The organism is Streptomyces sp. NPDC047117 (genome assembly GCF_040643545.1).
Lineage (GTDB): Bacteria > Actinomycetota > Actinomycetes > Streptomycetales > Streptomycetaceae > Streptomyces.
This window is the reverse complement of sequence record NZ_JBEYUN010000011.1, coordinates 222,095-248,761: the sequence shown is the minus strand read 5'-3', so window position 1 is coordinate 248,761 and position 26,667 is coordinate 222,095. Positions and strand designations below refer to the sequence as shown.

Genomic DNA, 26,667 nt, shown 5'->3' with positions numbered 1-26,667 from the left:
GCTACGACGCGCGCAGGTGTGCTCGTTGCTTCAGTTCATCGTCGTCGACCAGGACGAGCATGGGCTCTCCCGGCGCGCAGAACATCGTGACGAGGAAGCGCAGGCGTGTGTCGTTGCTGGCGTTGCCGTCCTGGTAGTGGATGACGTCTCCGCCGGGCTCCCAGAACGTCTCCCCTGCCCGTACGATCCGCTCCGGCTCGCCCTCCAGCTCGAAGCGCATCTCGCCCTCCAGTACGTAACCGAAGGCCGGGCCGGAGTGGCGGTGCGGCGGGGTACCGGGGTCGCCGGGCGGGAACTCGATCTGCACGGTCATCGCGTGCGCGCCCGCCGGCGCGGCGGGCGGGGTGACCTCTTGCAGCACGGTCAGCGCGGTCTTCCACGCCTCGGAGCGCGGCTGCCGCTCACCGGTGTCGGACATGGCGGATCTCCTCCTGCTGTCTTGCCGGCGGGTTCGCGGGACACGTGCCCGAGGAGGCCCCATTCTTCAGAGCCCCGGCAGGCTCGGTGAGCGCTGATCCGGACACATCCCGGGCACCGCATCACGCCACACTGCTTCTTCGGGGGTACACGGCTGCTCTTCAGGCGTACGCGCCGTGGCGGACGGCGCGGGGGAACTTACGATGGTCGTCATGGTTGCCGAGTCGCGGGGTGAGAGCGTGGGCAAGAGGGGGACGGCCGGCGGCCCGTCGATGGATGCCGAGCTCACCCTCCCGGAGCTGTTACGCCGCCTCCGTCTGAACCGCGCCGGTGGCGGAGATCTGCCGTTGCGGAGACACCACGGCAGCACCACAACGAAAGCGGCCCGCCGCTCCGGGAAGAGCGACGGGCCGCGTTACCGGGAAATGCTCACATGCCGGGGTGCTGGGACGTCGGCACGGCGTCGGCGCGGACGACGATCACGCTGGCGATCTTGTCGGCGAACGTCTGGCTCTTGGCGTCCCAGATGGCCCACCACCAGCCCAGCCCGAACACCACGTTGTTGAGGAACTGGAGCAGGCGGCGGCCGAGGGCCAGGCCCACGCCGAGCATCCGGCCGTCAGCGGCGCGGATGGCCCGGATGCCGAGGACCTTCTTGCCCACGGTCTGTCCGGTGCGGCCTTCGAGCCGCAGCTGGAAGACCACGGCAACGATCATCGCCAGGATGCCGACCCAGCCCAGGATGGTCGCCAGTGCGTCTCCGCTCTCGCCCGTGCTCTCCTCGATCGCGGTGCTGATGCCGACCATTACCCACAGCGGGCCGAAGTTGATCAGAACATCGATCAGGAACGCGCCCGCGCGCTGGAACCAGCCCGCGTACGGCGGCTGCTGCTGCGGCGGGTACGGCGCCCCGGCCTGCTGCGGATACCCGTACGGCTGTTGCGGCGGGTATCCGTACGCCGGCTGCTGGGGCGGGTAGCCGTACGACGCCTGCGGCGGCGGCCCGGGGTGACTCACTGCTCATACTCCTTCGGTTCACTGCTGGCCCATGAGGGATGTGCAGGACACAGCGTATGGGGCAGGAGTGGCAGCGGTTATCCGACGGGGTGCAGCGCGACAGCCCGGAGGAGCGCCTCCCGGCACGCGAGGATGGCGGGGTGCCGGCTGCGGCCCCGACGTACCACGGTGAAGACGCGGCGGGCGCGCCGGCCACGCGGGAGTCGCCGGAGGGGGACGGCCGGTTGTTGTCCGCGCCAGAGGAGGTCGGGAAGGAAAGCGGCGGCGTGCTGCTGCTCGACGAGGCGGAGGTGGAGCAGGAGATCCGTGGTCTCGAACCGCACATCAGGCTCGAATCCGGCGTTGCGGCACAACGTCATGGCCCAGTGCCGGGCGGCGGTGTCTTCGGGCTCCATCACCCAGGGGTGGTCGGCGAGTGAGCGCAATGCCGCCAGCGGACTGTCGGCAGTGCTCGCCTTGTCGGCCGCTGCGGGCAGCGCGAGGCGGAGGGGGTCCTCGAAGAGGTCTTGCTGTTCGAGGTCGGCGGGCCGCGGATTGGGGTTGCCGGGGTACTCCTCGGCGAGCACCAGGTCGAAATCGCGGGCCTGGAGGGCGGGCAGTGCCCTTTCCGGTTCCATGTGCGTGAGGTGGACGCGCAGGTGCGGGTGGCGGTCGCGCAGCAGGTCGAGCGTGGTCGGCACCAGGGCGAGCGCGGCCGTCTGGAACGACGCGACGCGCAGGGTGCCGGTCAGGTCGGCGAGAGAGGTGGCGATGTCCGCCTCCGCGCGCTCCAGACGTTCCAGTACCGCTTCGGTGTGGGCGACGAGGATCTCGGCCTGCTCGGTCAGCCGTACCCGCCGCCCGACCGGTTCCAGCAGCCGGACGCCGACCTCGGCCTCCAGCTGGGCGAGCTGCTGGGAGACGGAGGACGGGGCGTAGGACAGGGCAGCGGCGACGGCCGCGAGCGTGCCGCGCTGCTTGAGTTCGCGCAGCAGGCGCAGTCGGTGCAGGTCGAACATCGGCAGGCGGGTCTCCTTGCCGTCGCGCAGCGCCGGCCATCGGTTTTGGTCGGGTTTTCCGAAGAGTATCCGTCGGAAACATTCGCTGGACCGATCGGAGGGACGTACCGGACCCTGATCAATGTGACTGATCACGTGGCAAGAAACGCGTCCTCCCTCCGTACGCTGCCGTGGTACGACCGGCCCAGCGCCCGTACGTGGCGGTGCGCACCCGCGCCCGCCGATGTGCGGAGCTTCCACTCCTCCCTGCCCGACTACTCCCCCACTCCGCTGACCGACCTCCCGCCCCTCGCGGCGGAGCTGGGGGTCGGCCGGGTCTTCGTCAAGGACGAGTCGTCCCGGCTCGGGCTGCCCGCCTTCAAAGCGCTCGGCGCGTCCTGGGCGGTCCACCGCACGCTGGCCGAACGGGCCTCGAACGGTGCGGAGCCGGGCCCGGTGACCCTGGTGACCGCCACCGACGGCAACCACGGCCGGGCGGTGGCCCGTACGGCACGGCTGCTCGGGCAGCGCGCCCATGTCTTCGTTCCGCAGGGCGTGCACCCGCGGGCCGTGGCGGCCATCGCCGCCGAGCAGGCACAGGTCACCGAGGTCCCGGGACCGTACGACGAGGCAGTACGGCTGGCCGACCGGGCAGCCGCCGCACCGGACGCCGTCCTGGTCCAGGACACCGCCTGGCCGGGGTACGAACAGATCCCGGGCTGGATCGTCGAGGGCTACAGCACCCTCTGCGCCGAGATCGACGAACAGCTGGCGGCCGCGGGGATCGCGCAGGGGCCCGGCCTCGTCGCCGTGCCGGTGGGTGTGGGTTCGCTCGGCCAGGCGGTGGTCACCCACTACCGCAGCCGCCCGTCCGAGCGCGCCCCGGCGCTGCTGTCCGTGGAGCCGGAAGCCGCGGCCTGCGTCCTGGAAAGCCTCGTGCTCGGCGAACCCGTCAGTGTCACCACCGGCGAGACCATCATGGCCGGGCTGAACTGCGGCACGCCCTCCAGCATCGCCTGGCCCTACCTGCACGGCGGGCTGGACGCCGCTGTCGCCGTCCCCGACGCCGACAGCGTCCGCGCCGCCGCCGACCTCGCCGCGCTCGGCGTCTCCTCGGGCCCCTGCGGGGCCGCGGCGCTCGCCGGCTTGCGTGCGGCGCTCACCGGCGCGGACGCCGACGCACGCCGTACGGCACTGGGCCTCGCCCCGCACTCCGTGGTCGTACTCCTGAGCACCGAGGGCACCACCGCCAACCCGCACTCCCCTGCCGGTCCATGCTGACCCCGCTCCTGGCCGCAGTGGGTGTCCTCGGCCTGCTGACCATCGTTCCGGGCCCGGACATGGCGATCGTCACCCGACGCGCCGTCGTGGCCGGGCCCCGGGACGGGCTGCGGACGGTCGGTGGCATCGCGACCGGGCTGCTGGTCTGGGGCGCGCTGACCGTCGCCGGGCTCGCTGCCGTACTGGCCGCCTCGCCTGCCGCATACCTCGTACTCAAGCTCCTGGGCGCCGGTTACCTGGTCCTCCTGGGCGCACAGACGCTGTGGCAGCACCGCCGCGCCGCCTCTCCCGCCACACCGGATGCCGACGCCCGGGCCACCACCGGCAGTCCATGGCGGACCGGCCTGATCAGCAACGTCCTCAACCCGAAGATCGCCGTCTTCTACACCGGGCTCCTGCCCACCCTGGCCCCCGACGGGCTCCCCACCGCCTGGGCCATGACGCTCCTCGTCCTCCTCCACGCCGCCCTCACCCTGGCCTGGCTGAGCGGCTACGTCCTCCTGCTGTCCCAGGCCGGGCCCGTACTCCACAGGCCGCGGGTCCGCCGCGCTCTCGAACGGACCACGGGCGTCGTACTGATCGGCTTCGGCCTCGCGGTCGCCGCGGCCTCCGGGTGACGCGCGACGTGGAAGGATGCAGCTCACGCAGGCCACCGGGGGCTGACAGAGCATCATGAAGAGAAAGTGACTCTGCCGATGTACACCGCTTCACTCAACGGCACCGTGCTCGCCTACGGCGTCCAGGGACCCGCCGACGGCACACCCGTGCTGCTCGTTCACGGACATCCCTTCAACCGGACGCTGTGGGAACCGCAGGCCGACGCCCTTGCCTCGGCCGGCTATCGGGTGATCACCCCGGACCTGCGAGGTTACGGGCAGAGTCCCGTGAGCGGCGACATCGTGTACCTGTCCGACTTCGCCGACGACCTCGCCGCCCTCCTCGACCATCTGGGCATATCCGCGGCAGTGGTCGGCGGCGTCTCCATGGGCGGCCAGATCACGATGGAGATGCAGGCCCGCCATCCCGACCGCGTCGCCGCCATGGTGCTCTCCGACAGCTCGGCGCCGGCGGAGACACCGGACGGGAAGCTGTTCCGCAATCGCCTGGCCGACCGTCTCCTCGCCGAGGGCATGGACGGGTACGCCGGTGAGGTCATCGACAAGATGCTCGCCGCGTACAACGTCCCTGCCCTTCCCCATGTCGCCGACCGGGTGCTGACGATGATGCGCGCGACCGACCCGCGGGGCGCGGCGGCAGCGTTGCGGGGCCGGGCCGAACGCCCCGACTACCGCCCCGGTTTGAGCAGTGTGGACGTACCGGTGCTGCTCCTCGTGGGGGCCGATGACGTCTACACCCCACCGGCCGACGCCGAAGAGATCCGACGCCATGTCCCGCACGCCCGGCTCGCGGTCATCGACCGAGCGGGCCACCTGCCCGGGGCCGAACAGCCGGAGGTCTTCAACCGGCACTTGCTCAACTTCCTGGCCCGGGAGGTTCCCGGCGTCCCGAAGTAGGCCGTTCCCCGCGGGTCCCGTTCAGCCGAGGATGAGGGGGAGACGCATGGCCGGCTCGCCGAGTGCTGCCCTCTCCCTCTCGGTCGGCGTGCGCCGGCCGGTGCCGATCAGCAGCGCGTCCTTGTCGGAGAGCGCGGCGGGAAAGCCGGCGCCGGCGATCCTCTCCAGTACTGTGCGGGCCGCCGCGAGGGTCTCGGCGGGCGGCTCGGCGGCCGAGGGCCGGTGGGCGATCAGGTCGAGGTGGTGCAGCGTCCATTCGAGTACGTACGCGGACAGGTAGTCGCCGACGGTCAGTACCTTGTCCTGAGTGCTGACGCGGGCGGTGGGATCGGCGAGTCGGGCGGCGCGCCCGGCTGCGGAACCGACGTCGTCGAGGTGGAACTTGAGCCACCTCGGTTCGCCGTACGCGGCGGCCAGCCGGGGGATCAGCGCGTCGAGCGGTTCCTCGCCGGTCGGGGGTGCGTCGGCGAGGTCCCAGTAGGTGGCCGCATCGACGGTCGGTTCGGTGTCGGCGGGCGTGACCAGGGTGATCAGGACGTCCTGGGCGTCGATGACCAGGTGGCACACCAGGTCCCGGACGAGCCAGCCGGTGCAGCCGGACGGCCGCTCGAAGTCCTCGTCGGGGGTGTCGGCGACGGCCGTGAGCAGCGCCGTCCACGAGCGTGAGAAGAGATCCACGGCGGCACGGTACGGCCGGACCGGAGCGGTGGACAAGCGAATTCGGGCGGGCGGGTGGATACCCGGGTGAGTGGGTCGGCTCACGCACCGCACCTCTCTCTGCAATTTCGGAATAGCGTAATATCGGGCCATGGCTGATGCTCTCCCGGCGGACGACTCCACGGGCGGTGGCTCCCCGGCAGGTGGCTCCCTGCCGGAGCGGGTCGCCGCGCTGGAAGAACGCGTAGCGCGGCTGGAGTCGGGTCCCCGAACACCGCGGCATGAGGTGTTCTGGGCTCTTGAGGGGCTGCGTGAACGGCTCACCGGGAACGGGGAGGTGTTGTTCACCGGTGCGCTGGAACTGCCCACGGGCGAACACTACGCATGGCAACAAGGCGCGGTCGCCGAGGAGTTGCTCGAAGCGGACTGGGCGGAGCACGCGGCACCGTACGCGGCGCTCGGGCACCCGGTACGGCTCACCCTGCTGCGGGCTGTCCTGCGCGGGATCCGGTCCGCGGCCTCGTTGCAAGAAACCGCCGGGCTGAACACCACCGGGCAGCTGTACCACCACCTCAAGCAGCTCACGGCCACCGGCTGGCTCCAGGCGGAGGGACGTGGCAACTACCACGTGCCCGCGGGCAGGGTGGTACCGCTGCTCGTGCTGATGTCGGCGGTGGTTCCGGCACCGAATTCAACGACGGAGGGGTAGTTGATGAACCGACGGAAACTTCTGGGCGTGGCGACGGCCGCGGCCGGTGTGTCGCTCTTGCCCGGTAGGGCGATGGCCGCTGAGGGCGATCTGGCCGCGCGGGTGCGGCGTTACCTGGATCGCGCGTTGGAGCACGACAGCCCCAGCGTGGTGTGCGGAGTCATCCGCGGCGCACAGGAGTACATAGCGGGGGCGTCCCGGAAGGGGCGCGACGCGGCACCGGACCGCAGAACGGTGTTCCAGCTCGGCTCGATCGGCAAGACGCTCACCGCCACGGCTCTCGCGCGCGCGGTGAGTGCGGGCACGGTCCGTCTCGACGCGCCGCTCACCCTTCCCCCCGGGTTCACCGTCCCGGGCAAGGGCCCTCGGCGGATCACCCTGGCCGACCTGGCGACCCACTCCTCCGGCCTGCCCCAGCTGCCGCCGAACCTGCTGGCGGAGGCGGACCCGTACGACCCGTACGCGCACTACACGCTGGACGACCTGGCCGCCGGTCTGGAAAAGACGACGCTGCTCACCGACCCGGGCACCGCCTACCAGTACTCGAACTTCGGATTCGGGCTGCTCGGCCAGGCCCTCGCCTTCGACGACGTGGACGCGATGGTGCGGCGCCGCGTGACCGGGCCGCTGCGCCTGTCCGACACGACGACGGAGCTGCGGCCGGACATGGCGGCGCGCAAGGCCGTGGGCCATCTCGCGGGGGAACCCGTCCCCGACTGGCACGACCACGTGCTCAGCGGTGCGGGCACCTCGCTCTACAGCACCGCCGGGGACATGGTCCGCTTCCTCCGCGCACAACTGCGGCCGGAGCGCTCGCCGTTCGGAGACGCCATCGAACTGACCCAGCGTCCGCACTTCACAGCGACCGAGCACCTGCGGCTCGGGCTCGGCTGGCACCTCGGCTCCCTGTCCAACGGCCGGCCCATGACCTGGCACAACGGCGGCACGGGCGGCTTCAGCACCTGCACCGCGTTCAGCAGGCGGAGCGGGACGGCAGTGGTGATGATGGTGAACACCTTCAGCGAGGGGAACGAGGCCGACGGCGGGCTCCGCCCCGTCGACTCACTGACCTTCGGCCTCCTCTCCGAGCTCGTCGGGAGCTGACCTTCCGCGGGCTCGGTCGGTAAGTGGGTCGGCGGGTGGGTCGTTAGGTGCGGGGAGCGGCGTCTTCCGGGCCCGGTTCCGGACCCGGAAGGGCGGAGGGCGGGCCGGGCTCGCCCCCGCCGGCCAGGGCGCGGGCGACGCCGGTGTCCAGATCCGCGTGCAAGCCCGTGTCGAAGGCCTGTTGGTAGGCGTGGGCACCGAGCGCCTGCCGGGCCCGCTGTTCGCAGGCCCGGCGATCGGCCTCCCAGGCGGGGATGCCCAGCTGCGGCCGGCCGAGGGTGCCCCAGATCTGCTGGGCGAGGCCGAGCAGGTAAGCGGCGTGCTCGCTCCGGCCGAGGCCGGCCGTGGCCTGGGCCAGTACCTCGATGGCCATGCCCCTGCCCACGCCTTCGTGCAGCCGGTGCTTCACCTGGAGGGCGGACCGGGCGTACTCTTCTGCGGTCAGGTGCCGGCCCAGGGCCAGCTCGGCCTGCGCGTAGTTGATCTCGACCCAGGAGCGCAGACAGCACTCACCGTGCCATGAGCAGTGGGCGTGCAGCCCGTCCAGTACGGCGACGGCCCGTTCGATGCGGCCGGTGGAAATGTACGCGTGTCCGCTGGCGGCCATCGTCATCACGATGGGGTAGTCGACCTCGTCCATGCGGGACCGCGGGACCGGCAGCGACTCGGTCAGGGTCACCAATTCCGTGTAGTCACTCCGCAAGATCGCCAGGAGTACGGCGGTGGCGGTCGCGGTGGCGGCTTCGGCTTCGCCGAACCGGCCTGCCTGTTCGGCGCACTGGGCGGCCCAGATCTCGGCACCGGCTTGGTCACCCAGCTGGGCCAGGAGCATGCAACAGCCGAACAAAGCCCTGACGCGTGTACGGCTGGGAGCGGTGTCCGCGGTCAGCGCCCGGGTCAGGTAGTACTGGCCCTCCGTGACGAAACCGCAGCCGTACCAGAAGAACCACAGCGCTCCGGCCAGTTCCAGTGCGGTGTGATGGTCCGCCGGCCGGGACAGGCAGAACTCCAGCGCGGCACGGAGATTGCCGTGCTCGGCCGTCATCCGGTCGCACCAGGCGAACTGGTCGGGCCCGAACCAGGCGGCGTCCCCGGCCTGTGCCAGACGCAGGTAGTGGTCGCGGTGTCTGCAGTGCAACACCTCCTCCTCGCCCAGCCGGCTCAGCCAGCCGGCGCCGTACTCGCGGAGGGTGTCGAGCATCCGGTACCGCTCCCCCGCCTCCGCCGGCTGCCAGGTCAGGAGCGACTTCTCCACCAGGGAGCCGAGCAGGGCCGGAATGTCCGCGGCCGGCAGCCGTACGTCGGCACACACCTGCTCGGCCGCCTCGGCGTCGAAGCTCCCGGCGAACACCGACAGCCGGGCCCACAGCAGCCGTTCGGCCGGGGTACACAGCTGATGGCTCCAGCCGATCGCGGTACGCAGCGCCTGGTGCCAGGGGGGAATGGTGTCCCGCACCGCGTGCTCGGTCTCGCCGAGGAGTGCGTACCGCTCCTCCTCCAGCCGCCGGTTCAGCTCCGCCAGCGGCAGGTGGCGCAACCGCGCCGCGGCCAGCTCGATCGCCAGCGGCAGTCCCTCCAGCCGCCGGCACAGGGTCACGAGCTCGGCCCGGTTGGCGGGGGTGAGCGCGAAGCCGGGCACCGCGCGGACGGCACGGTCGGCGAGCAGTACGAGCGCATCGGCCTCGGCGCCGTCCGCTGCGGTCCCGCCTGCTGCCGAATCCGCCGGGGCTGCTGGATACCCCGGGCCCGCCAGGCCCACCGGGCCGGCAGGGTCGAGGCCCCCGCCCTCTCGCTTCGTCGGTGCCGGGAGCGGGAGTGGTTCGAGTGTGAACACCTCTTCGGTGAGCAGGTTGAGCGGGCGGCGGCTGGTGGCCAGGATCCGCAGTCCCGGCGCGGCGTGCAGCAGCGCCTCGATGACCATCTGGCACTCCTCGACCAGATGCTCGCAGGTGTCCAGCACCAGCAGCAGCTGACGGCCCGCCAGGTGGTCGGCCAGCATGTCGATCACCGGCCGGGTGGAGTGGTCGGCGAGCGGCAACGCCTCGGCGATGGTGTGCGGCAGCAGCTTTCCCTGGCGCAGCGGCGACAGTTCGACCCACCATGCCCCGTCGGCGAACAACGGCTGGAGCGTCGCCGCGGTACGCAGCGCCAGCCGGGTCTTGCCCACCCCGCCCACACCGGTCACCGTCATCAGCCGGGAGCGCCCGACCCGCCGCGCCACCTGCGTCAGCTCGGCCCGGCGCCCGACCAGAGGGCTCGCCTCGACCGGCAGATTCCCCACCCGCTGTTCCGTGACCAACCGGCCATCCCCTCGTCCGGCCCCGGTGCGTTCCGCGGCCTCGTGCGTCCCAGGTGCACGTTCCGCTCGCCCGTGCTGTTCCCGGTGCTACAGAATGCCGTGGTGGGGCGCGGCAGTTCTCCGGAACCGGCCCGGGATTCCCCGGCCGGGTGAAAGGGTGCGGTCCAACACCCCGCCAAAGGGCGCGGACCCACACCCGACCGTCGCCGTCGGCAGTCCCCGAGACCGACTACAGCTCGTAGATCTGACCGGTCTGCGCGCCTTCCACCGAGCGTACGTACGCCTGGGCGACACGCTCCAACGGTACCGAGCCCATGCCCGGGAAGAAGTCGCCGTAGGTGTCCAGGGACTCGGTGACGACGTTCGGGGAGACCGCGTTCACCCGGTGCGGGGCGATCTCGATGGCGGCGGCGCGGACGAAGGCCTCGACGGCGCCGTTGGCGAGGGAGGCGGCGGCGCCGGTGAGGATCGGTTCGTGGGTGAGGATGCCGGTGATCAGGGTGAAGGAACCGCGCGCGGCGACGTGCGCCAAGCCCTGGCGGACCAGCTCGACCTGGGAGAGCACCTTGCCGGTGAAGGCGGCCTGCCAGTCCTCCGGACCGAGCTCGGCCACCGGCTTGAACGGCACCGAACCGGCCGCGCTGACCACCGCGTCCAGCGGCCCGGCCGCCTCGTACAGGGCGGTGACCTGCGCCGGGTCGGTGATGTCGAAGCGGAGGTCGCCCGCTGAGCGGCCGACGGTGCGGACCTTGTGGCCACGGTCGGCGAGAGTCTGGTGCACGGCGCGGCCGATGGTGCCGCGCGCGCCGATCAGGAGAATGTTCTGCTGTCGGTTCGTCATGGCAGTCACGCTAAGCGGATCTCGTGGGCCCGGGGAAATGCCTTCTGTTCACTGCTTATGCTTGCCGTTTATGAATGTGGAGCTGCGCCATCTGCGAGTCCTGGCGGCGATCGGCGACGAGGGCACGCTGACGGGTGCCGCGCACGCGCTGCGCGTCACCCAGCCCGCGCTCTCGCGCACCCTCGCCCAGCTGGAGCAACGCCTCGGGGTGCGGCTTGTGGAGCGTACGACGCGCAGCCTGCGCCTGACCGAGCCCGGCACGCGGCTGTACGAGAGCGCGCACCGAATCCTCGGCCAGCTCGACGACGCCCTCGCCGATGCGGCCGGGCGCGGTACACCGCGTCCCCTGCGGCTCGCCTTCGTATGGGCCGCGCTGGGCAGCCACACCGTGCCGCTGCTGCGCGCCTGGCGCGAGCGGCATCCCGAGTTTCCGGTGGACATCAGGCGGGCCGACGATCCGGTGGCGCTGCTCCGCCGTGGCGAGGCGGACCTGGCGTTCCTACGGCTGCGCCCGGAGCCCGACGACTCGTACGTGGTGCACCGCGCGCTGATCCGTGAGCGCCGGATGGCCGCCGTGCCCGTGGGGCATCCGCTCGCGGACCGCGCGGACGTGGCGTTGGCCGAACTGTGCGAGGAGACGGTGGCGCTGTGCGCGACGGCCGCGACGACCAGCGCCGAGCTGTGGCCGGCGGGGCAGCGGCCGCACACCGTGACCGTACCGGGCGTGGACGAGTGGCTGACGACCATCGCGACCGGCGCGGCGGTCGGCGTCACGGCCGAGGGCACCGTGCACCAGCACCCGCATCCGGGGGTGTGCTATCTGCCGGTGCGCGACGCGGACCCGGTCACCGTCCTCCTGGCATGGCCCGCGCGCGCCGCCCACCCGGCGACGGACACCTTCCGCCGCCATGTGGAACAGCAGGTGTCGGAAGCCGGCCGGCCCGCCTGAGGGAGTCAGCGCACCAGTGGCGCGGCGTGCGCGACGAATGCCTCGATGGCCTGCTTGGCCTCGGCGTCCCGGCTGTTCCGGTCCGCCTGGTCCACCGCGTTGGACACCTCCCGGGTGCACTCATAGGCCCGCTCGGCCGCGCGGATCACCCCGGTGTCGTCGGTGAGCAGTTTGACCCGGTAGAGCGCCTGCCGGGCCACGGTTCTCAGGCGGTGTGCCTCGTCCCGCGCCGCGAGGAACGCCTCCCCTTCCGGCTCCTTCTTCTTGCGGTACCAGCGGTCCGCCTGGCCATGGCGGTACTGCTCAGCCGCCTCGGCGAACGCGCTGTAGGTGGCCATGCGCTCCTGCCGCAGCGCCTCGGACCGGGTGAACAGCTCGCTGCGCCGCGACGCCCGCCGCTGGAAGGCATGCGTGATGACAGAGCCCAGCAACGTGCCGACAACGGCTACGACAGTCGTCCAGATGGCTTCCACGACACCAGTCGATCACAACAACTCCGGGGCGGGGCAAGCAGTGTGCCGTCCTTCCGCCCTCGCCCCCTCAGGCGGCGAGCCGCTGGGCCTGAGCCTGGGACCGGGCCACCGCGCGTGCGGGAGCGGCCGGCAGGCGTACCGGGGTGGGCGCGATGCGGGCGGGCTCCGTCGGGGTGTGGGTGGTCAGGACCCGGTACGTCGTCTTGGTCGGGTCCTCCAGCGGCTCGCCCAGGGACAGCCGGCCCGCGGAATACAGCTCGTCGCAGACGGCGGTCGGCAGCGCCACGTAGCAGCCGCCCTTGTTGGTACGGGAGTCGTACGGCTGCCAGTAGCCGTACCGGCGTCGTCCGCCGGCCCGTACGGTGACGAACACCGGAGTACGGGAGTCGGCGATGGTGCGCAGGACATCGGCGGTGGCAGCGCCGGACGGGCCGGCGGCGCGGGAGCGCGGGGCGGGGCGCGAGGACGGACGGGAGACGGCTCGGGCGGGGCGCTGGGGCCGGGACGGGGGCCGGTACGGAGACTGGTGCTGGGCCTGGAACATGATCACCCTCCCGTGACCGCAGTGCGCAGAACACCGAGTCGTCCGGCCGGGGCAGGCCGCCTCGACAGCGGTCTGCCGCTGGATATGGCAGATATGACAGATGCGGCGGGTTCAACAGGCGTCGCCCGGCCACGCGTGAGCATGAGCTTCCCGGTCGGTACCCGGTTGAGGTCGGGAGACATCAGGGCACACCTTTCCGAGGACGGAGACTCATGATCACGTACCCCCATTCAATCAGGTGTTGATCATTCCACCCAACTTCCTTATGGGTGCGTGTCTTTATGTGTTCCGTACTGCTCGGGTCCCGCTCGGCCCGGCGGGCGTTCACCGACAAAACCGTCCTCGTCCCGCTCCAGCAGCGGCAGCCGGCGGGCGGCCGGCAACCGGGGCGTGAGGGCCTGGTACGCCAGCCCCTCCAGCCGTACGGTGTCGGGCCACACCGCGGGGTCCGCCTCGATCGCCTTGAAGGTGGAGTCGTGCAGCTTGACGGCGCCCTCGATGGGCCGGGCGTCGCGGAGGGTGAGCTGACGGGCCTCACAGCTGCTGAGCCCCAGTGCGACTCCGCCGGGGTTGTGCAGCCGTGCCTCGATGAAGGAGATCCAGCCGCCGGCCCTGGTGCCGGTGAGTCCGACCCGGCCCTCGGCGACCGGACCGCCGGCGTTCAGGAGGGTGCCGAGGCTGAGGCCGGGCGCGTCCAGCGCGGTGCTCCCCGGGTTGTGCAGCCGCGCGTCCTCCAGGTCCAGGGCACACCCCACCTGCGCCGCCTCCGGTACGACGGCGCCGTGTGCCACCAGACGCGGGGCATTGATGTCGCCCTCGACGTGGGCGCGGCCCAGCCGCAGGGGCCCGGTGACGTGGCAGCCGGCGAGCAGGAGGTCGCCCTCGACACGGAGTCCGGTCGCGGTGAGCCCGGGGAGCCGCGCGCCACGGAGGTCGAGTTGGCGCAGACGGGTGCCGCGCAGGTCGGGTGCCTGCGCGAACTCGCAGTTCGTCAGCCGCACCAGATACGTGATCTCGGCGAACGCGAGGTCGAGCCGGCCGGTGACGATCACGCCGTCGAGCACCAGTGCGGGTACCCCCCCCCGCCCTCCGTGTCCGGCGCCGAGAGGAGCAGTGCGCGCAGGACGGCGGCTCGGACCGTTCCGGCTCGGACCGCGCTTCCGGCCGGCTCCCGCTCCTCGCGGGCGAAGGCGCGCTGGATGGGGGCTTCCAAGGGATTCAGGTCCATGAGGGCCACGCCGCGACGCTACCGAGACGGAAGGGGTCGTAGGTGGTCATCGACTACGCACGGGTTCGTCGGTTCCGGAGGTGTTCGGCGATCGTTTTTGGGGCATTCGGGAGTCAGGCGGACGTCCGGGTCTGCAGGCCGGACCCCTGCCAGGGTATGTCGGTTCGGACCAGGAGCGGGTGTGCCCGATGGGCTCCATGGCCAGTCACCAGCTGGCCATGGAGCGCAGTCCCCCGCTACGGAAGAGCCCTCTCGTCAGTTCCCTGCTGCGAGTTCGCCGCTGAGCCGGCCGTGCAGGTGCGCGCTGGGGTCGTTCAGACCGGTGATCTCGACGGTCTTGCCACGCTGTGCGTACTTGGTCTCGATCGCGTCCAGTGCGGCGACGGACGAGGCGTCCCAGACGTGAGCGGCGGACAGGTCGATGATCACTCTGTCCGGGTCACCGGCGTAGTCGAACCGGCCGACGAGGTCGTTGGAAGAGGCGAAGAACAGTTCGCCGGTGACCCGGTAGACGGCGGTACTGCCGTCGGGGTCGGTCACGGCGGTGACCTCGGCGAGGTGCGCGACCCGCTTGGCGAAGACGACCATCGCGGTGATCGAGCCGACGACGACACCGATGGAGAGGTTGCTGGTCGCGACCACGACGACGACCGTGATGGCCATGACGGTGGTCTCGCCGGCCGGCATCCGCTTGAGCGTGGCGGGCTTGACCGAGTGCCAGTCGAAGGTGCCGACCGAGACCAGGACCATCACGGCGACCAGCGCGGCCATGGGGATCTCGGACACGACCGGCCCGAGGACGATGCAGAGGATCAGCAGGAAGAAGCCCGCGAGGAAGGTGGAGAGCCGGGTCCGCGCCCCGTTCTTGACGTTGATCATCGTCTGGCCGATCATCGCGCAGCCGCCCATGCCGCCGAAGAGCCCGGTGACGATGTTGGCGATGCCCTGGCCGATGGACTCGCGGGTCTTGTTGGAGCGGGTGTCGGTCAGCTCGTCCACCAGCTTCGCCGTCATCAGCGACTCCATCAGTCCGACGAGCGCCATCGCCAGGGCGTACGGGGCGATGACGGTCAGGGTGTGGAGGCTGAAGGGGACGTCGGGCAGCCCCGGAACGGGCAGGGACGACGGCAGCTTGCCCTTGTCGCCGACGGTGGGCACGGCGATGCCGGCCGCCACGGTGATCACGGTGAGGATGACGATGGAGACCAGCGGCGCGGGCACGGCCTTGGTGATCCGGGGGAAGAACACCATGAGCAGCAGGCCGGCCACCACCAGCGGGTAGACCGCCCACGGCACGTCGCGCAGGTTCGGTATCTGGGCGGTGAACAGCAGGATGCCCAGCGCGTTGACGAAACCGACCATCACCGAGCGCGGTACGAACCGCATCAGCTTGGCGACGCCCAGCGCGCCGAGGACGATCTGGAAGACACCGGCCAGGATGACGGTCGCGATCAGGTACCCAAGGCCGTGCTCACGGGTGACCGGGGCCACCACCAGGGCCACGGCGCCGGTGGAGGCGGAGATCATCGCGGGCCGGCCGCCGACGAAGGCGATCACCATCGCCATGGTGCAGGCCGCGAACAGTCCCACCGTGGGATCCACCCCGGCGATCACCGAGAACGAGATCGCCTCCGGGATCAGCGCCAGGCCGACGACCAGTCCGGCCAGCACCTCGGTACGGAAGACCTTGGGCGAGGCCAGCCAGGCGGGGCGGCCGGCCGCCTGCAGGCGCCCGCGGGCGGAGGCGAGAGAAGACAACAACGCAGTACCTGTCATGCTCGGGCACGCGCTCGGCGGGCCGGGGCGGCGTGCGGAAGGGCGGGGCGGCCCGGACGGCGCCCTTGCGGGAGACGCACATGCGCGAGCCCGGGGCGGCCGAGGCCGCAGCATGCCCGGATCGTTCTTTCGGGGGCGACACCGGCCCCGAAACGGCAACGGAGAGCAGCAGCACGCACCGCTCTCCGGCCACGATTCTACCCGGGGCGGCTGCTCCGCCCTTACCCCGGCCGTACGGCCGTCACGTGCCCAGGGGCACATCCGCGCCGGTCAGCGTCGCCCGGATGCCTTCCTTCGTCACGGAGATGCCGCGCAGCCGGAGGTCGCCCGGCAGATCGTCCGGCAGCTGGGCCGAGAACTCCATGTCCTTGGCGACCTTCGGCTCCCGCACCTTCTGCAGGCCGCGGATGAGCGACGGATCGATGCCGGCGGGTTCGAGGACCGAGGGATGCTCGGCGAGGGCGTCCAGCGCGCGGCCCTTCATCAGCTGGTCCGGGAGGAGGCGCTGCCCGGTCGCCTGCTGGAGGTCGCGCCCGTCCATCTTGTCGGCAGCGGGCGTGGCCAACTGGAGGCCACCGCCCTCGCCCGGGGTGTACGTGAGCAGACCGGGCACCACCACTCGGGCGTTCGCGACGGTCAGGGCCAGGCCGTGGTCCCCGGTACGCCGCAGGTGTGCCCGCGCCCGGATCTCCGCCTGCTTGCCGGCCACCGGCAGATCGCCGTGGACCTGCACGCTGTTCTTCTGCGGGCCGGGGGCCAGCTGGACCTGCGAGGCGCCGACCTCGCGGTTCAGGTCGTCGAAGTCGAGGAAGACGTCGCCGCGCACCCGGCTGAGGACCGCGCCCTTGACCGAGGTCGGGAGGCTGCCGACGATCCGTATGTCGTCCACCGTCCCCTTCACCTGGGCGACGGAGACCCGCCCGGCGGGTACGTCGGGCACGTTGACCTCGACGTGGTCGAGGCGCTTGGTGACAAGCTGGCCGAGGAACGGGAAGCTGTCGATGTGCACCTCGGGCTCGGCACGCAGCTTCAGGGCGTCCTGCACCTTCTCCGCCGCCAGGTTCTCCGCGTAGAGCACGGCCCAGCGATCACCGAGGGCCAGGAACGCGAGCACGACGGCCAGGGCGACGACCGTCTTCACGGTCCTCCGCACGATGCGACGGCCGCGGGAGGGCCGGCCCCCGGCGGCCGGAGATGTCTCATGAGGAGCCGCTGCGTAGGTATCCGTGGTTTCCCTCGGTGTTGTCTCGGTCTGTGGCGTCGCGTGTTCGGGAGATCCGTTCCAGTTCACCGCCACATGCGATCACAGGGCGGATGCGTTCGTCCAAGTCCCGTACGACTGCACGCAAGTCGGACTCATCCGGGGAGCATGGCGCGCCGCCCGGGGGCGGCGGAGGACTGCATGCTCATCCCGCCGTCCACGACGAGCACTTGGCCGGTGAGATACCGGGATTCGTCGGAGGCGAGGAACACCATGGTGTGGCCGATGTCCTCGGGAGAGCCCAGGTACGGGAGGGCGTTGCCCCGCTTCAGCGTTTCGACGACGTCGTCGGGCAGATTGTTCTCCAGGGCGGGCGTCATGACGGCGCCGGGGGCGATGGCGTTGCAGCGTACTCGCTGTGGCCCGTACTGGACGGCGATCGACTTGGTGATGCTGACGACCGCGGCCTTGACCGCGCCGTAGGAGGTCTGCAGGACATCACCGACGAGTGCGGCGACGGAGGCCGTGTTGATGAGGGAACCGCCGCCGGCGCGGATCATGTGGGGTACGGCGTGCCGCGCGCCCAGGAGGGTGCTGCGCATGTTGAGGGCGACGGCCCGGTCGAACTCGTTCATGTCCATGCGCAGCAGGTCCAGGTCCTTGCGCGGATCGGTGCCGCCGACGTGGTTGCAGAGGACGTGCAGCGCACCGAACTCGTCGATGGTCGCGGCGGCCATGTCGGCGACCGACCCCTCGTCGGTGACGTCCACGGTGACGGGCAGTGCCCGGCCGCCGGCCGCCTCGACGAGTGCGGCGGTTTCCTCGGCGCCCCGGGTGTCGTGGTCGGCGACCACGACACGTGCGCCCTGCCGGCTCATCAGCTCGGCGGCGGACCTGCCGATCCCGCTGCCGGCGCCGGTGATGACCGCGACCTTGCCCTTGAGCCGTTCCATGACCCTGCCCTTTCGTCTTCGTACCACGTGTCGTCGTACGCGTTGATCGCCCCGCCCTGCCGCCCCTACCAGCCGACGTGGAGGGTGTTGAAGCCGTGGATACGGCTGTGTGTCTTGAGGTCGAAGCGCTCCGGGTCGTCCACCAGGCGGAGCGTGGGCACCCGTGTGAACAGGGCCCGGAACGTCAGCAGCAGCTCCAGCCGGGCCAGCGCCTGGCCCAGGCACTGGTGGGTGCCGTGGCTGAAGGCGAGGTGCCCGCGTGCGGGGCGGCGGATGTCGAAGGTGTCCGGATCGTCGAAGGCCGCCGGGTCCCGGTTGGCCGAGGGGAGGGAGATCAGTACGCCGTCGCCCGGCTGAAGGGCGCATCCGGCCACCGTCACCTCCCGCCGGACGGCGAGCTGCCGCGGGTGCTGGGCGACGGAGAGGTGGCGCAGCAGCTCCTCCACCGCGTTGGCCTGCAGCGTCTCGTCGCCGGCCAGGAAGAGGTCCCGTTGTTCGGGGTGCTGGAGGAAGAGCGCGGTCCCCAGGCCGATCATGTTGCCGGTGGTCTCGAACCCCGCGACGAGCAGCGTCATCGCGATGTTGACCAGCTCCGCCCGGTCCAGGGCGCCGGGCTCCAGGAAGTCGCGTATCAGTTGTGAGAGGACGTCGTCGTCGGATGCCCGGGTTTTCTCGCGTACGAGGGCGTCGAGGTAGTCGCCGAGTTCCCGCAAGGCGATGCGTACGTCGGCGGGATCGGCGTCGCCGGCCAGGGCGCGGGCTGCGGCCTGCTGGAAGAAGGCGTGGTCGGCGTAGGGCACGCCGAGCAGCAGGCAGATGACGCGGGACGGGATGGGGCGGGCGACCAGGCCGATCAGGTCGGCCGGCGGCTCCGCGGCGAGGAGGTCGTCGAGCGTGGAGTCGATGACCCACTGGATCCGGTCGCGCATCGCGTGGACGCGCTTGACCGTGAAGTGGCGGGTCAGCCGGCGCCGGCGGGTGAGGTGGTCGGGGTCGTCGCTGCGGATGAGGCTCTCGACGCGGTCGTCCCGTTGCTGTACATCGCTGGGGCTGAACAGCGGGAAGCCCGGGGTGTCCAGCCGCGCCGAGAAGTCCGGGCCGGCGAGTACGGCCTTGGCGTCCTCGTAGCGGGTGACCAGCCAGGGGCGGCCGTCTTCCAGCGCCCGGGTACGCGGCAGCCCCGGCCGGGCGCGGAGCCCGGCGAACTCCGCGGGCGGGTCGAAGGGGCACGTCCGTACGGTCGGGTACGGGACGGCGACTTCCTCCGCTGCCCCGGGTTCTCCGGGCCGGCCTGCGCTCATACGGATCTCCCTGGCTTGCGCATGTCGATGGGGGGCGGCGCACGGCGTCTCACGAGTGCCACACGGACACCGCAATGCGCACCATGCACATGATGCGCACAGTACACACGATGTGCATAATGAACAAGGTTGCTAGAGGCAACGTTCTCTCGCGCGGCCTCCGGGCAGCCGCCGGGAGCCATGCGCGATGATGAGGAGGAACCGAGGCGGAAGAGGAACCAAGGACATGAGCGAACAAGAGCGTCGGCTGAGCGATCTGGAGCGAGAGCTGACCCTGCTGTCCCGGCACTTCGTCGCCTCGCGAGGACCCCGCATCGGACAGAGCCTGGAACGCTCGGCCTATGTCCTGCTCACGCGCCTGGAGGTCGGCGAGCCGCTCACGCTCAAGGAGCTGGCGCACACCTTCCAGGTCGGCATCTCCACCATCAACCGCCAGGTCAGCGCCATGCTCCGGAACGGTCTGGTCGAGCGCATCCCCGATCCCGACGGCGGGATGGCCCGCAAGTTCCGCCCCACACCGCTCGGCCTCGAACGCCTGGAGGCCGACCGCGCCATCAGCCGCGCCGGGGCCACCCGCCTCATCGAGGCGTCCGGCTGGAGCGAGGGGAAGACCGAGCAGTTCCTCACCCTGCTGATCGAGTTCAACCAGAGCATCGAGCAGCTCGAAGGACTCACCTGGTCCCGCTCGGACCGCCCCGAGAGCACGCCCGACACCGACTGATCCCCGAGCCGAGCGGCGCGGCCACCTTCTGGCGCGCCGCCCCTTCCGGGCCTCTCCCCTACCTCAGTGCGCCGAGGCCCGTTCCCGCCAGATCTGCCGGGAGGTAGCCACCGGGTCGGCGACCGCGGTGGCGGGGGCGTCCCAACGCCGCATCAGCGCCTCCCCCGGGCGGTATTCGGGCCATCCCGGGTCGCCCGTGACCGCGAAGCCGACCCAGGCGCCGCGCAGTTCGGCCGAGAGCGAGGCGAACTCCGGCGGCACCGGGCTGCCCAGCAGGGGCTCGCCCATCCGGGACGCCGAAGGTGAAAGGCACGTCGACGGAGTGGCAGGCCCCCAAGAGCCCGTCGCGTACCGGCGAACGCCAGCCGAAGACATACCCCCACGTGCGGCCGCCCGCCGCGGCATGCCCCTCCGCGCACCTCAGCGACGGCATCCGGAAGACCTGGTCGCTGAGCAGCAGCCCGTACAGGTCCACGTCGCTGATGCCCGGATGTGCCGCACGGTACGCGGCGATGGCCGACGCCGGGAGCCGCATGCCCCGTGCCGCGCCGACCGGGTCGATGCCGGACAGGTCCGCGTCCGCCGTGCATGAATCGGCGTCGGCCGGAGGCCGTTGGCCGGAACCATCCGGACGGGTATGCGATCCCTAGTGCCAGGTCACAGGGGTTGGGCACAATCGGCCGGGCCGGACGCGCCGACCGCATCCCGCAGCGCTCGCGGTCGTTATCCGGCCGAGTCCCCGACGAGAGGAAGCCCGTTGGCATCGCTGTCCCAGCCCCGTCTGCGCCTCGCGGTCCTGGCAGTGTCCACCATCCTGCTCGGTACCGCCGCGACCGCCTCGGCCTCGGCCCCCGCGGTCCCCGCCGCTCCCCCGGCCGGCGGCCAGCCGGCGGGCGGCCGCCCGTACATCGAGACCAGCCTGTTCTTCGGTACCGCCCATCCGGACGGCAGCCCGCCCGTCACCGACAAGCAGTTCCAGGGCTTCGTGGACGAGTTCGTCACGCCGCGCTTCCCGGACGGGCTGACCGTCCAGGAAGGCGAAGGCCAGTACCGGGACGCGCACGGGACCATCGAGCGTGAGCGCTCCTACGAGCTGATCCTCTTCTACCCCACGGGCCAGGCGGGACCCAGCGGCCGCAAGATCGAGGAGATCCGCTCCGCATACGAGAAGAAGTTCGCCCAGGAGTCGGTGGCCCGCGTCGACGACCGCACGACGGTCGACTTCTGACCCGGCGGCCGACCGCTTCTGGCCTGCAGGCCGGACCGCTCCTGACCCGGCGGCCGGACCGAGACCGTACCGGTGACCTGGCGCTCGGACCGTACCGGTCCCGGCGGGCGCAGCCCGACCCGGCATCCGCCGTTCGAGTGAGGAGGCGAACGGCGGACGCCGGGTCGGGCGCGCTCCGTGCGTCTACTGGGAGGAGTCCTGACCCCGGTCCCGGCCCATCTGGTCCTTCATCTTGTCCTGGGCGGTGTCGACGTGGCGGCTGTACTTGCCCTGGGTCCTGTCGTCGAGGAGGTCACCGCCCTTGTCGATGCCCCGTCCGGCTTGGTCCTCGTGGCCCTTCAGCATCTGCTTGAGCTTGTCGATCATCGACATTGTGGCCCTCCTTCGGTTTCCCGTCCCTTTCAGGGTCGGGGACCATCGCCCGGGCCGCATCTTCTGGCCCTGACCTGCGGGTCATCGGCGGGAGCGAGCCATCTGGAGGCCTGTGGAGCGCGTGGCGCGAAGCCGCGCTCGGGTGGCGGCTGCGTGAGGTGGCCGGGGCCGGACACCACGGCGCGCGGCACGCCCCTGCAGGGCAGGGCGGCGCCGCGCGGTGCCGTGTTCACTTCGGTCAGGCAGTGGCGTGACGCCGTTCGCTGCCGTCGGAGGACGTGGTGCGGTCGGCTTCGTCCTGGACCAGCAAGGAGAGCAGAGCGGCCACCGTCAGGCCGGATTCGGCCGGGTGGCGAAGTACCCTACTCGGGTCGATCTGGTACGTGTTGGCGCGCCCCTCCCGGGTGTGGGAGAGGTAACCATCCTGCTCGAGGTCGGCGATGATCTTCTGGACGGCGCGTTCGGTAAGCCGGCAGTGAGCCGCAATGTCACGGATACGAGCGTTGTGATTATCGGCAATCGCTGCCAGCACCCGCGCATGGTTGGTGAGAAACGTCCATCCGGTGTGTGGCTCGGGCACTCCATCCATGCCCCAACTCTAGCGACTAGATATACACGCATTCAAAAGCACGTACTCGATTTCCGGTATTAGTTGACGTACATGACCTGCGAACGGCAGCCTGGGGGCGGCGGTAGGCACTATGAGGGAGAGAGGCCATGCCGGAGCCTGCGTACTCTGAGCAGCCCCTCATCGGGGAGAACATCGGCAGCCCGCAGGGTCACCACGAGTCCGCGGACACCCCGCCCTTCCCGGCGACGATCGACGTCGTGCCCGACGGCGACCGGATGACCGTGACAGTGCGCGGCGAGCTCGATCTCGATGCCTGCCAGCAGCTCCGGCCCGGCCTGAACCAAGCCCTCAGCCGCTCGGTCAGCGGCCTCGACCTGGACCTGACCGGGGTGGGCTTCTGCGACTGCTCCGGCCTCAACCTCCTGCTCACCCTGCGCGAGCGCGCCCTGGACGACGGGAAGACGGTCGTCATCGGTGCCGTCGGCCCCGCGGTCGAGCGAGTGCTCCACCTGGCCGACTCCCGGAACCACTTCGCCCCCTTTGCCCCTTTCACGCCCCCTACCTCGAACGACAAGAACATGACTGAGTGCGCCGACCACGACACAGACCCGCAGCAGACCACCGATCAGGACCTGCACACCCTGGTCGCCCAATTGCGGCGGGCGATGCAGACCCGGCCGACCATCGACCTGGCCCGCGGCATCCTGATGGCCTCCTTCCGCCTGAGCCCGGAGGCCGCCTGGGACGTCCTGGTCAGCGCCTCGCAGAACACCAACACCAAGCTGCACCGGCTGGCCGGGGACCTGGTGAGCACCATCCACGGACCGGAGCTGCCCGAGTCGGTACGCGCACACCTCGCGGCCGCGGTCGCCAAGGTGAACGCCGCGGACCCGAACCCGCCGGCGGAACCAACGCCCCCCGCCGAGCCCGCGTCCGCGCGCGGAGAGACCGGCTCCCTGCCCGACCACTGACCGCCCAAGGGGCCACTGACGGATCGGGAAGGCGCTCACGCGTAACGGACGACTGACGGTGCCGGTGCGTCGGCCGGCTGGCAGAGGATGAGGGCGAGGTCGTCGGTCAGCGGGCCGCCGGTGTGCGCGGTCACCATGCCGTACAGGGCGTCGAGGGCGTCGGAGGGCGAGGGCGCGGTCAGCGTGTCGCCAACCCGTTCGAGCAGAGGGAAGGCGGTGCCCTTCGCATCGCGGGCCTCGGTCAGCCCGTCGGTGTAGAACAGCAGTTGATCGCCGGGCTGCAGGAAGACGCGGTGCAGCCGGGGTGTCGGGTGCAGGCCCAAGGGGAGGGCGAACTCGGGCGGTTCCAGCAGCTTGATCTGATTCCCCAGCCGAATGGGGGCGGGGTGGCCGCAGTTGACGAGGCGGACCTCTCCGGGGGTGAACTCGGCCAGGACGGCGGTGACGAAGTCTTCCGGCCCCAGGCTCGGGGAAATGCGTGCGTCCAGGGCCCCAGCCAGGTCGGCGAGGCCAGGGGTGAGGTAGGCCAGGTCCCGGAAGGCCCGGATGGTCGCCGCGGTGGTCACCAGGGCGTCCAGGCTGTGGCCGCGCACGTCGCCGATGAGCAGGCGCGTTCCGTACGGGGTGTGGACGATGTCGTACAGGTCTCCGCCCGCCGAAGCGCCCGGTACGGGACTGTGGTGCCGGGTGCATACGCTGACGCTGCCGAGCTGCGCGGACACCGGGTGCAGTATCGCGTTCTGAGAGGCGTGGGCCACTTCCATGGCCCGGGCCAGCGCAGTCTCGGTGGCCGTGTATTGAGCCGCGTTGCGTACGGCGAGCGTGCTGCCCGCCAGCAGCACCAGGAATTCCACGACGAAGCCCGGTGTCGACACGCGCCGCTGTGCGGCCCCCGCTGCGAGTGCGAGCAGCAGCGACCAAGCGGCGACCGCAGCGGTGCGCCGCATGTCCAGGCGGATGCAGGCCAGTAGGGGGCCGATGAGCAATGCAGCGATTCCTGGTGACCAGCTGCCGGCCGACGCGTTGAGCACGGCGAGAAAGGTGCTCGCCCCCACCGCCAATGCCAGTCGGCTCCACTCGCGCCACTTGTGCTTCCTCACCGACCGCCCCCACTTGCCGACGGCCATGACCCAGCCCCCTGCCTTCCGTGCGCGCTGAGAAGCGGACCGCAACCATGCCCCACCGCACCGGTGACCGGGACTGGTTGATCGAATCAGGGCGGGAGATGGCCGGGAGTGTCGCGGTGGTGCGGCCATGTGGACGTCTTGCTGGCATAAGCGTGCAGCTCATGGCATCGGGAAGCCGGGGCAATACCGACGGAGCAGACTCGTGTGCAGGCGACGGGCAGTGGCCGGAACACCCCATGAGAGAGGGGTGCCATGGGAAGTTCCCGGCAGGGCTGGAAGGCGGGAAACCTGCCACCCGAGGCGACGAGTTTCGTCGGTCGAGGGGACGAGTTGAGCGCCATGGCAGACCTGGTGTGTACCGCTCGGCTGGTGACGCTGACCGGATCGGGCGGGGTGGGCAAGAGCCGTCTGGCCAAACGCGCCGGAGCCGAGGCGCGGCCCGCCTTCCCCGACGGGGTGTGGCTGGTCGAGCTGTCCCCCCTCCAGGGGGCGCAGTCGATCGCGCTCGCCATCTACGAGGCGCTCCGGCTGGCCGATCAGTCCTCCCGTACCGCGGCCGAGGTGGTGACCGACTGGCTGGCGGACAAGCGGCTGCTGCTGATCCTGGACTGTTGCGAACACCTCGCCACCGGTTGCGCCGACTTCGCTCAGACGCTGCTGGCCGCGGCCCCCGGGGTGCACATCCTGGCCACCAGCCGGGGCCCCTGCAGGCCCGGGGCGAGCGGGTGGTGCCCGTTGCCCCGCTGCCGGTCACGGCGACAGCAGGATGCGACGGGGCGGAACCTGCCGACCCGGTGGTGCTGTTCACCGAGCACGCCGCCGAAGCCACCCCCCCCCGGGTGGCCCTCGCGGGGCAGGACGGCGCGACGGTCGCCGAGATCTGCGCCCATCTGGAGGGCATCCCCTCGCCCAGGAGGTGGGCGTACGAAGCGACGCCGGTGGCCACGAGGCGCGGGTCCGGGCATCCGGGGCACACGACGGGCGCTGTGGACCTGCGGGTGCGTGGCCACCCTGCAAGGAGAGCGAGCTCCATGGCGACCTGTGGGTGCGTGGCTATGCTCTCTACTTCCTGGCCATGGCCGCGCCGGCCAATAGCGATCCGGCAGCGGCCACGCGGCACGCCCGGGACGCCCTGGCCGCCAAGTGGCAGCTGCACGACGCTTTCGGGGCCGCAGTCAGTCTCGACACCCTGGCCACGTCCGTCGCCGCCTCCGCTCCGGAGCGAGCCGCCCGGCTGCTCGGCATCGCCGACCAGGTCTGGCGCTCCATCGGCCGGGAGCGGGCCGCGGTGAAGGAATTCCTCGCGGCCCGCCACGCCTGCGAACTCCAGCTCCGCGAGGCGCTGGGCTACGCTCCGTACGAGACGGCCCACCGCAAAGGGCTGGAGACCGGCATCGACGAAGGCATCACCTACGCCCTGCACCTGGACTGAACCCACCGCACCGCTCGTCTCCCCACCGAGTGCCGGTCTGGGCAGGTCAGAAGCCTTTCCACGCTGTTTGACGACCCCGGTACGACGACGCCCCGCTGATCGGCGTGATCAGCGGGGCGGGCCGGTCGGGCGCCTCGGTGGCGTCCGGCCTCAGGATCAGAAGTCGTACGGCTTCTCCGTGTTCCAGTTCAGTACGTCGGCGTCGGACCAGGTGAACTTCGACGGCGCGCCCTTGCTGTTGTGGGCCTTCAGCTCCGAGGCCGGGCCGGTGTCACCGGTCTGGTCGCGCAGCGCAAGGGAGAGCTCCGACGAGGTGTGGGTCTTGGCGCTGTCGGCGAAGAGGGCCACGGCCGAGTAGACCTTGCCGCCGGGGCGCACCGTGATCCGGTCGCTGCCGCCCGGGGCGTCCTTCTTGGAGTGCGGCAGGACGTTCGAGGTGTCCCCGAGCATGACGGACGGGTAGGACGTGACCCAGCAGGCCTTGGAGCCGGTGTTCCGGGCCGTGATCAGCAGGTGCTCGCCCAGCTGCTTCGGGAAGCGGTGCAGTACGTCGTAGGACAGCTCGTTGCCACTGCACTGACGGGTGGCGGCGCTGGCCTTGGTGATCTGGTCGGCGGCCGGGACGGCGGTGTCGGTGGCGGAACGGGTGCCGACGTCGGCGGAGCTCTTCGCGGTGTACGCCGCCGCGGAGGTCTTCTCCTTGGCTCCGCTGTCCTTGGCGCTGTCCGAACCGCCACAGGCGGTCACGCTCAGGGCAAGGGCGGCGGTGACGGCGGCCAGGCCTGCGACGCGGATTCGGTTGGTACGCATGTGGGGTCCCCCCGTGCAATGGTGTGCTGGTGGTGGCGGTGGTCGAGGTGCGTGTGCGTGGGACGGGCTTCATGAAGCCTTCCCCGCTCTGAGAACCAGCTTGGCTCCGACAGCTGACGTTTCACTCACGCGAGGCTGTCGTTCCGCTAACGCGCCGGTCGGAAGCGGTAACACCGCTTTTGCGGAGGCGGTAA

At 71.1% G+C, this 26,667-nt stretch carries 29 protein-coding genes; 11 read left to right on the top strand and 18 right to left on the bottom strand.

Features of this window, described 5'->3' with window-relative positions:
* Position 1: 1 nt before the first annotated feature.
* The 3 genes from ABZ840_RS22920 to ABZ840_RS22910 form a co-directional block, all read right to left on the bottom strand.
* Positions 2-418, bottom strand: a complete 417-nt coding sequence (locus ABZ840_RS22920) for a cupin domain-containing protein (protein ID WP_361561948.1) — start codon at positions 416-418, stop codon at positions 2-4.
* A 428-nt stretch (positions 419-846) separates the two neighbouring features.
* Positions 847-1,434 carry an RDD family protein gene (locus tag ABZ840_RS22915; RefSeq protein ID WP_361561947.1) on the bottom strand — a complete coding sequence of 196 codons (588 nt, stop codon included), beginning with the start codon at positions 1,432-1,434 and terminating at the stop codon, positions 847-849.
* Between the two features lie 77 nt (positions 1,435-1,511).
* Complete coding sequence (locus ABZ840_RS22910) at positions 1,512-2,432, bottom strand: LysR substrate-binding domain-containing protein (protein ID WP_361561946.1); 921 nt, start codon at positions 2,430-2,432, stop codon at positions 1,512-1,514.
* A gap of 135 nt (positions 2,433-2,567) precedes the next feature.
* On the opposite strand from ABZ840_RS22910, the gene ABZ840_RS22905 reads away from it, so the two are divergent.
* From ABZ840_RS22905 to ABZ840_RS22895, 3 genes are all read left to right on the top strand, one after another.
* Positions 2,568-3,692: a diaminopropionate ammonia-lyase gene (locus ABZ840_RS22905; protein WP_361561945.1), complete on the top strand. Its 1,125-nt coding sequence runs from the start codon at positions 2,568-2,570 to the stop codon at positions 3,690-3,692.
* Positions 3,686-4,309 (top strand): LysE family translocator, encoded by a 624-nt coding sequence (locus ABZ840_RS22900; protein WP_361561944.1) that lies wholly within the window; start codon positions 3,686-3,688, stop codon positions 4,307-4,309. Before ABZ840_RS22905 ends, ABZ840_RS22900 begins: the two co-directional genes overlap by 7 nt.
* Before the next feature lie 78 nt (positions 4,310-4,387).
* The gene (locus ABZ840_RS22895; RefSeq protein ID WP_361561943.1) at positions 4,388-5,206 is read left to right on the top strand and encodes an alpha/beta fold hydrolase; all 819 of its coding nucleotides are present in this window, start codon (positions 4,388-4,390) and stop codon (positions 5,204-5,206) included.
* A 21-nt stretch (positions 5,207-5,227) separates the two neighbouring features.
* On the opposite strand, the gene ABZ840_RS22890 is transcribed toward ABZ840_RS22895, so the two are convergent.
* The gene (locus ABZ840_RS22890; RefSeq protein ID WP_361561942.1) at positions 5,228-5,884 is read right to left on the bottom strand and encodes a maleylpyruvate isomerase N-terminal domain-containing protein; all 657 of its coding nucleotides are present in this window, start codon (positions 5,882-5,884) and stop codon (positions 5,228-5,230) included.
* Between the two features lie 130 nt (positions 5,885-6,014).
* On the opposite strand from ABZ840_RS22890, the gene ABZ840_RS22885 reads away from it, so the two are divergent.
* Both ABZ840_RS22885 and ABZ840_RS22880 read left to right on the top strand, forming a co-directional pair.
* The gene (locus tag ABZ840_RS22885; protein WP_361561941.1) at positions 6,015-6,572 is read left to right on the top strand and encodes an ArsR family transcriptional regulator; all 558 of its coding nucleotides are present in this window, start codon (positions 6,015-6,017) and stop codon (positions 6,570-6,572) included.
* Positions 6,573-6,644: 72 nt separating this feature from the next.
* The gene (locus tag ABZ840_RS22880; protein WP_361561940.1) at positions 6,645-7,676 is read left to right on the top strand and encodes a serine hydrolase domain-containing protein; all 1,032 of its coding nucleotides are present in this window, start codon (positions 6,645-6,647) and stop codon (positions 7,674-7,676) included.
* A 43-nt stretch (positions 7,677-7,719) separates the two neighbouring features.
* Here the strand turns inward: ABZ840_RS22880 and ABZ840_RS22875 are convergent, their stop codons facing one another.
* Together ABZ840_RS22875 and ABZ840_RS22870 are read right to left on the bottom strand one after the other, a co-directional pair.
* Entirely contained in the window at positions 7,720-9,957 is a 2,238-nt protein-coding gene (locus tag ABZ840_RS22875; protein ID WP_361561939.1) for a regulator, read from the bottom strand.
* A 247-nt stretch (positions 9,958-10,204) separates the two neighbouring features.
* Positions 10,205-10,816 (bottom strand): short chain dehydrogenase, encoded by a 612-nt coding sequence (locus tag ABZ840_RS22870; protein WP_361561938.1) that lies wholly within the window; start codon positions 10,814-10,816, stop codon positions 10,205-10,207.
* Between the two features lie 70 nt (positions 10,817-10,886).
* Here ABZ840_RS22870 and ABZ840_RS22865 point away from each other — a divergent pair, with 70 nt between their 5' ends.
* Positions 10,887-11,765: a LysR family transcriptional regulator gene (locus ABZ840_RS22865; RefSeq protein WP_361561937.1), complete on the top strand. Its 879-nt coding sequence runs from the start codon at positions 10,887-10,889 to the stop codon at positions 11,763-11,765.
* A 5-nt stretch (positions 11,766-11,770) separates the two neighbouring features.
* Here the strand turns inward: ABZ840_RS22865 and ABZ840_RS22860 are convergent, their stop codons facing one another.
* The 7 genes from ABZ840_RS22860 to ABZ840_RS22830 form a co-directional block, all read right to left on the bottom strand.
* Positions 11,771-12,238 carry a hypothetical protein gene (locus ABZ840_RS22860; RefSeq protein ID WP_361561936.1) on the bottom strand — a complete coding sequence of 156 codons (468 nt, stop codon included), beginning with the start codon at positions 12,236-12,238 and terminating at the stop codon, positions 11,771-11,773.
* A 67-nt stretch (positions 12,239-12,305) separates the two neighbouring features.
* Positions 12,306-12,782: a hypothetical protein gene (locus ABZ840_RS22855; protein ID WP_361561935.1), complete on the bottom strand. Its 477-nt coding sequence runs from the start codon at positions 12,780-12,782 to the stop codon at positions 12,306-12,308.
* A gap of 263 nt (positions 12,783-13,045) precedes the next feature.
* On the bottom strand, positions 13,046-13,846 hold the full coding sequence (locus ABZ840_RS22850) for a hypothetical protein (protein WP_361561934.1): 801 nt from the start codon (positions 13,844-13,846) through the stop codon (positions 13,046-13,048).
* Positions 13,847-14,265: 419 nt separating this feature from the next.
* Positions 14,266-15,786 (bottom strand): SulP family inorganic anion transporter, encoded by a 1,521-nt coding sequence (locus ABZ840_RS22845; protein ID WP_361561933.1) that lies wholly within the window; start codon positions 15,784-15,786, stop codon positions 14,266-14,268.
* 241 nt (positions 15,787-16,027) lie between these two features.
* The gene (locus ABZ840_RS22840) at positions 16,028-16,927 is read right to left on the bottom strand and encodes a DUF2993 domain-containing protein (protein ID WP_361561932.1); all 900 of its coding nucleotides are present in this window, start codon (positions 16,925-16,927) and stop codon (positions 16,028-16,030) included.
* 215 nt (positions 16,928-17,142) lie between these two features.
* A complete protein-coding gene (locus ABZ840_RS22835; protein WP_361561931.1) occupies positions 17,143-17,940 on the bottom strand; it encodes an SDR family NAD(P)-dependent oxidoreductase in 798 nt (265 codons plus the stop codon).
* A gap of 65 nt (positions 17,941-18,005) precedes the next feature.
* The gene (locus ABZ840_RS22830) at positions 18,006-19,241 is read right to left on the bottom strand and encodes a cytochrome P450 (RefSeq protein ID WP_361561930.1); all 1,236 of its coding nucleotides are present in this window, start codon (positions 19,239-19,241) and stop codon (positions 18,006-18,008) included.
* 226 nt (positions 19,242-19,467) lie between these two features.
* Between ABZ840_RS22830 and ABZ840_RS22825 the strand changes: the two genes are divergently transcribed.
* Entirely contained in the window at positions 19,468-19,962 is a 495-nt protein-coding gene (locus tag ABZ840_RS22825) for a MarR family winged helix-turn-helix transcriptional regulator (RefSeq protein ID WP_361561929.1), read from the top strand.
* A gap of 63 nt (positions 19,963-20,025) precedes the next feature.
* On the opposite strand, the gene ABZ840_RS22820 is transcribed toward ABZ840_RS22825, so the two are convergent.
* Positions 20,026-20,250 carry a hypothetical protein gene (locus ABZ840_RS22820; protein WP_361561928.1) on the bottom strand — a complete coding sequence of 75 codons (225 nt, stop codon included), beginning with the start codon at positions 20,248-20,250 and terminating at the stop codon, positions 20,026-20,028.
* A gap of 469 nt (positions 20,251-20,719) precedes the next feature.
* Here ABZ840_RS22820 and ABZ840_RS22815 point away from each other — a divergent pair, with 469 nt between their 5' ends.
* The gene (locus ABZ840_RS22815) at positions 20,720-21,190 is read left to right on the top strand and encodes a DUF3574 domain-containing protein (protein ID WP_361561927.1); all 471 of its coding nucleotides are present in this window, start codon (positions 20,720-20,722) and stop codon (positions 21,188-21,190) included.
* Positions 21,191-21,373: 183 nt separating this feature from the next.
* On the opposite strand, the gene ABZ840_RS22810 is transcribed toward ABZ840_RS22815, so the two are convergent.
* Positions 21,374-21,562, bottom strand: a complete 189-nt coding sequence (locus ABZ840_RS22810; protein WP_361561926.1) for an antitoxin — start codon at positions 21,560-21,562, stop codon at positions 21,374-21,376.
* Positions 21,563-21,800: 238 nt separating this feature from the next.
* The gene (locus tag ABZ840_RS22805; RefSeq protein ID WP_361561925.1) at positions 21,801-22,151 is read right to left on the bottom strand and encodes a helix-turn-helix domain-containing protein; all 351 of its coding nucleotides are present in this window, start codon (positions 22,149-22,151) and stop codon (positions 21,801-21,803) included.
* Positions 22,152-22,279: 128 nt separating this feature from the next.
* Here ABZ840_RS22805 and ABZ840_RS22800 point away from each other — a divergent pair, with 128 nt between their 5' ends.
* The gene (locus ABZ840_RS22800; RefSeq protein ID WP_361561924.1) at positions 22,280-23,104 is read left to right on the top strand and encodes an ANTAR domain-containing protein; all 825 of its coding nucleotides are present in this window, start codon (positions 22,280-22,282) and stop codon (positions 23,102-23,104) included.
* Positions 23,105-23,139: 35 nt separating this feature from the next.
* Here the strand turns inward: ABZ840_RS22800 and ABZ840_RS22795 are convergent, their stop codons facing one another.
* Entirely contained in the window at positions 23,140-24,231 is a 1,092-nt protein-coding gene (locus ABZ840_RS22795; protein WP_361561923.1) for a PP2C family protein-serine/threonine phosphatase, read from the bottom strand.
* A gap of 252 nt (positions 24,232-24,483) precedes the next feature.
* Here ABZ840_RS22795 and ABZ840_RS22790 point away from each other — a divergent pair, with 252 nt between their 5' ends.
* Positions 24,484-25,326, top strand: a complete 843-nt coding sequence (locus ABZ840_RS22790; protein ID WP_361561922.1) for an NB-ARC domain-containing protein — start codon at positions 24,484-24,486, stop codon at positions 25,324-25,326.
* Positions 25,277-25,663, top strand: a complete 387-nt coding sequence (locus ABZ840_RS22785; RefSeq protein ID WP_361561921.1) for a hypothetical protein — start codon at positions 25,277-25,279, stop codon at positions 25,661-25,663. The genes ABZ840_RS22790 and ABZ840_RS22785 overlap by 50 nt, the downstream gene beginning before the upstream one ends.
* A 156-nt stretch (positions 25,664-25,819) precedes the next feature.
* Here the strand turns inward: ABZ840_RS22785 and ABZ840_RS22780 are convergent, their stop codons facing one another.
* Complete coding sequence (locus tag ABZ840_RS22780) at positions 25,820-26,473, bottom strand: DUF4232 domain-containing protein (RefSeq protein ID WP_361561920.1); 654 nt, start codon at positions 26,471-26,473, stop codon at positions 25,820-25,822.
* Positions 26,474-26,667 lie beyond the last annotated feature (194 nt).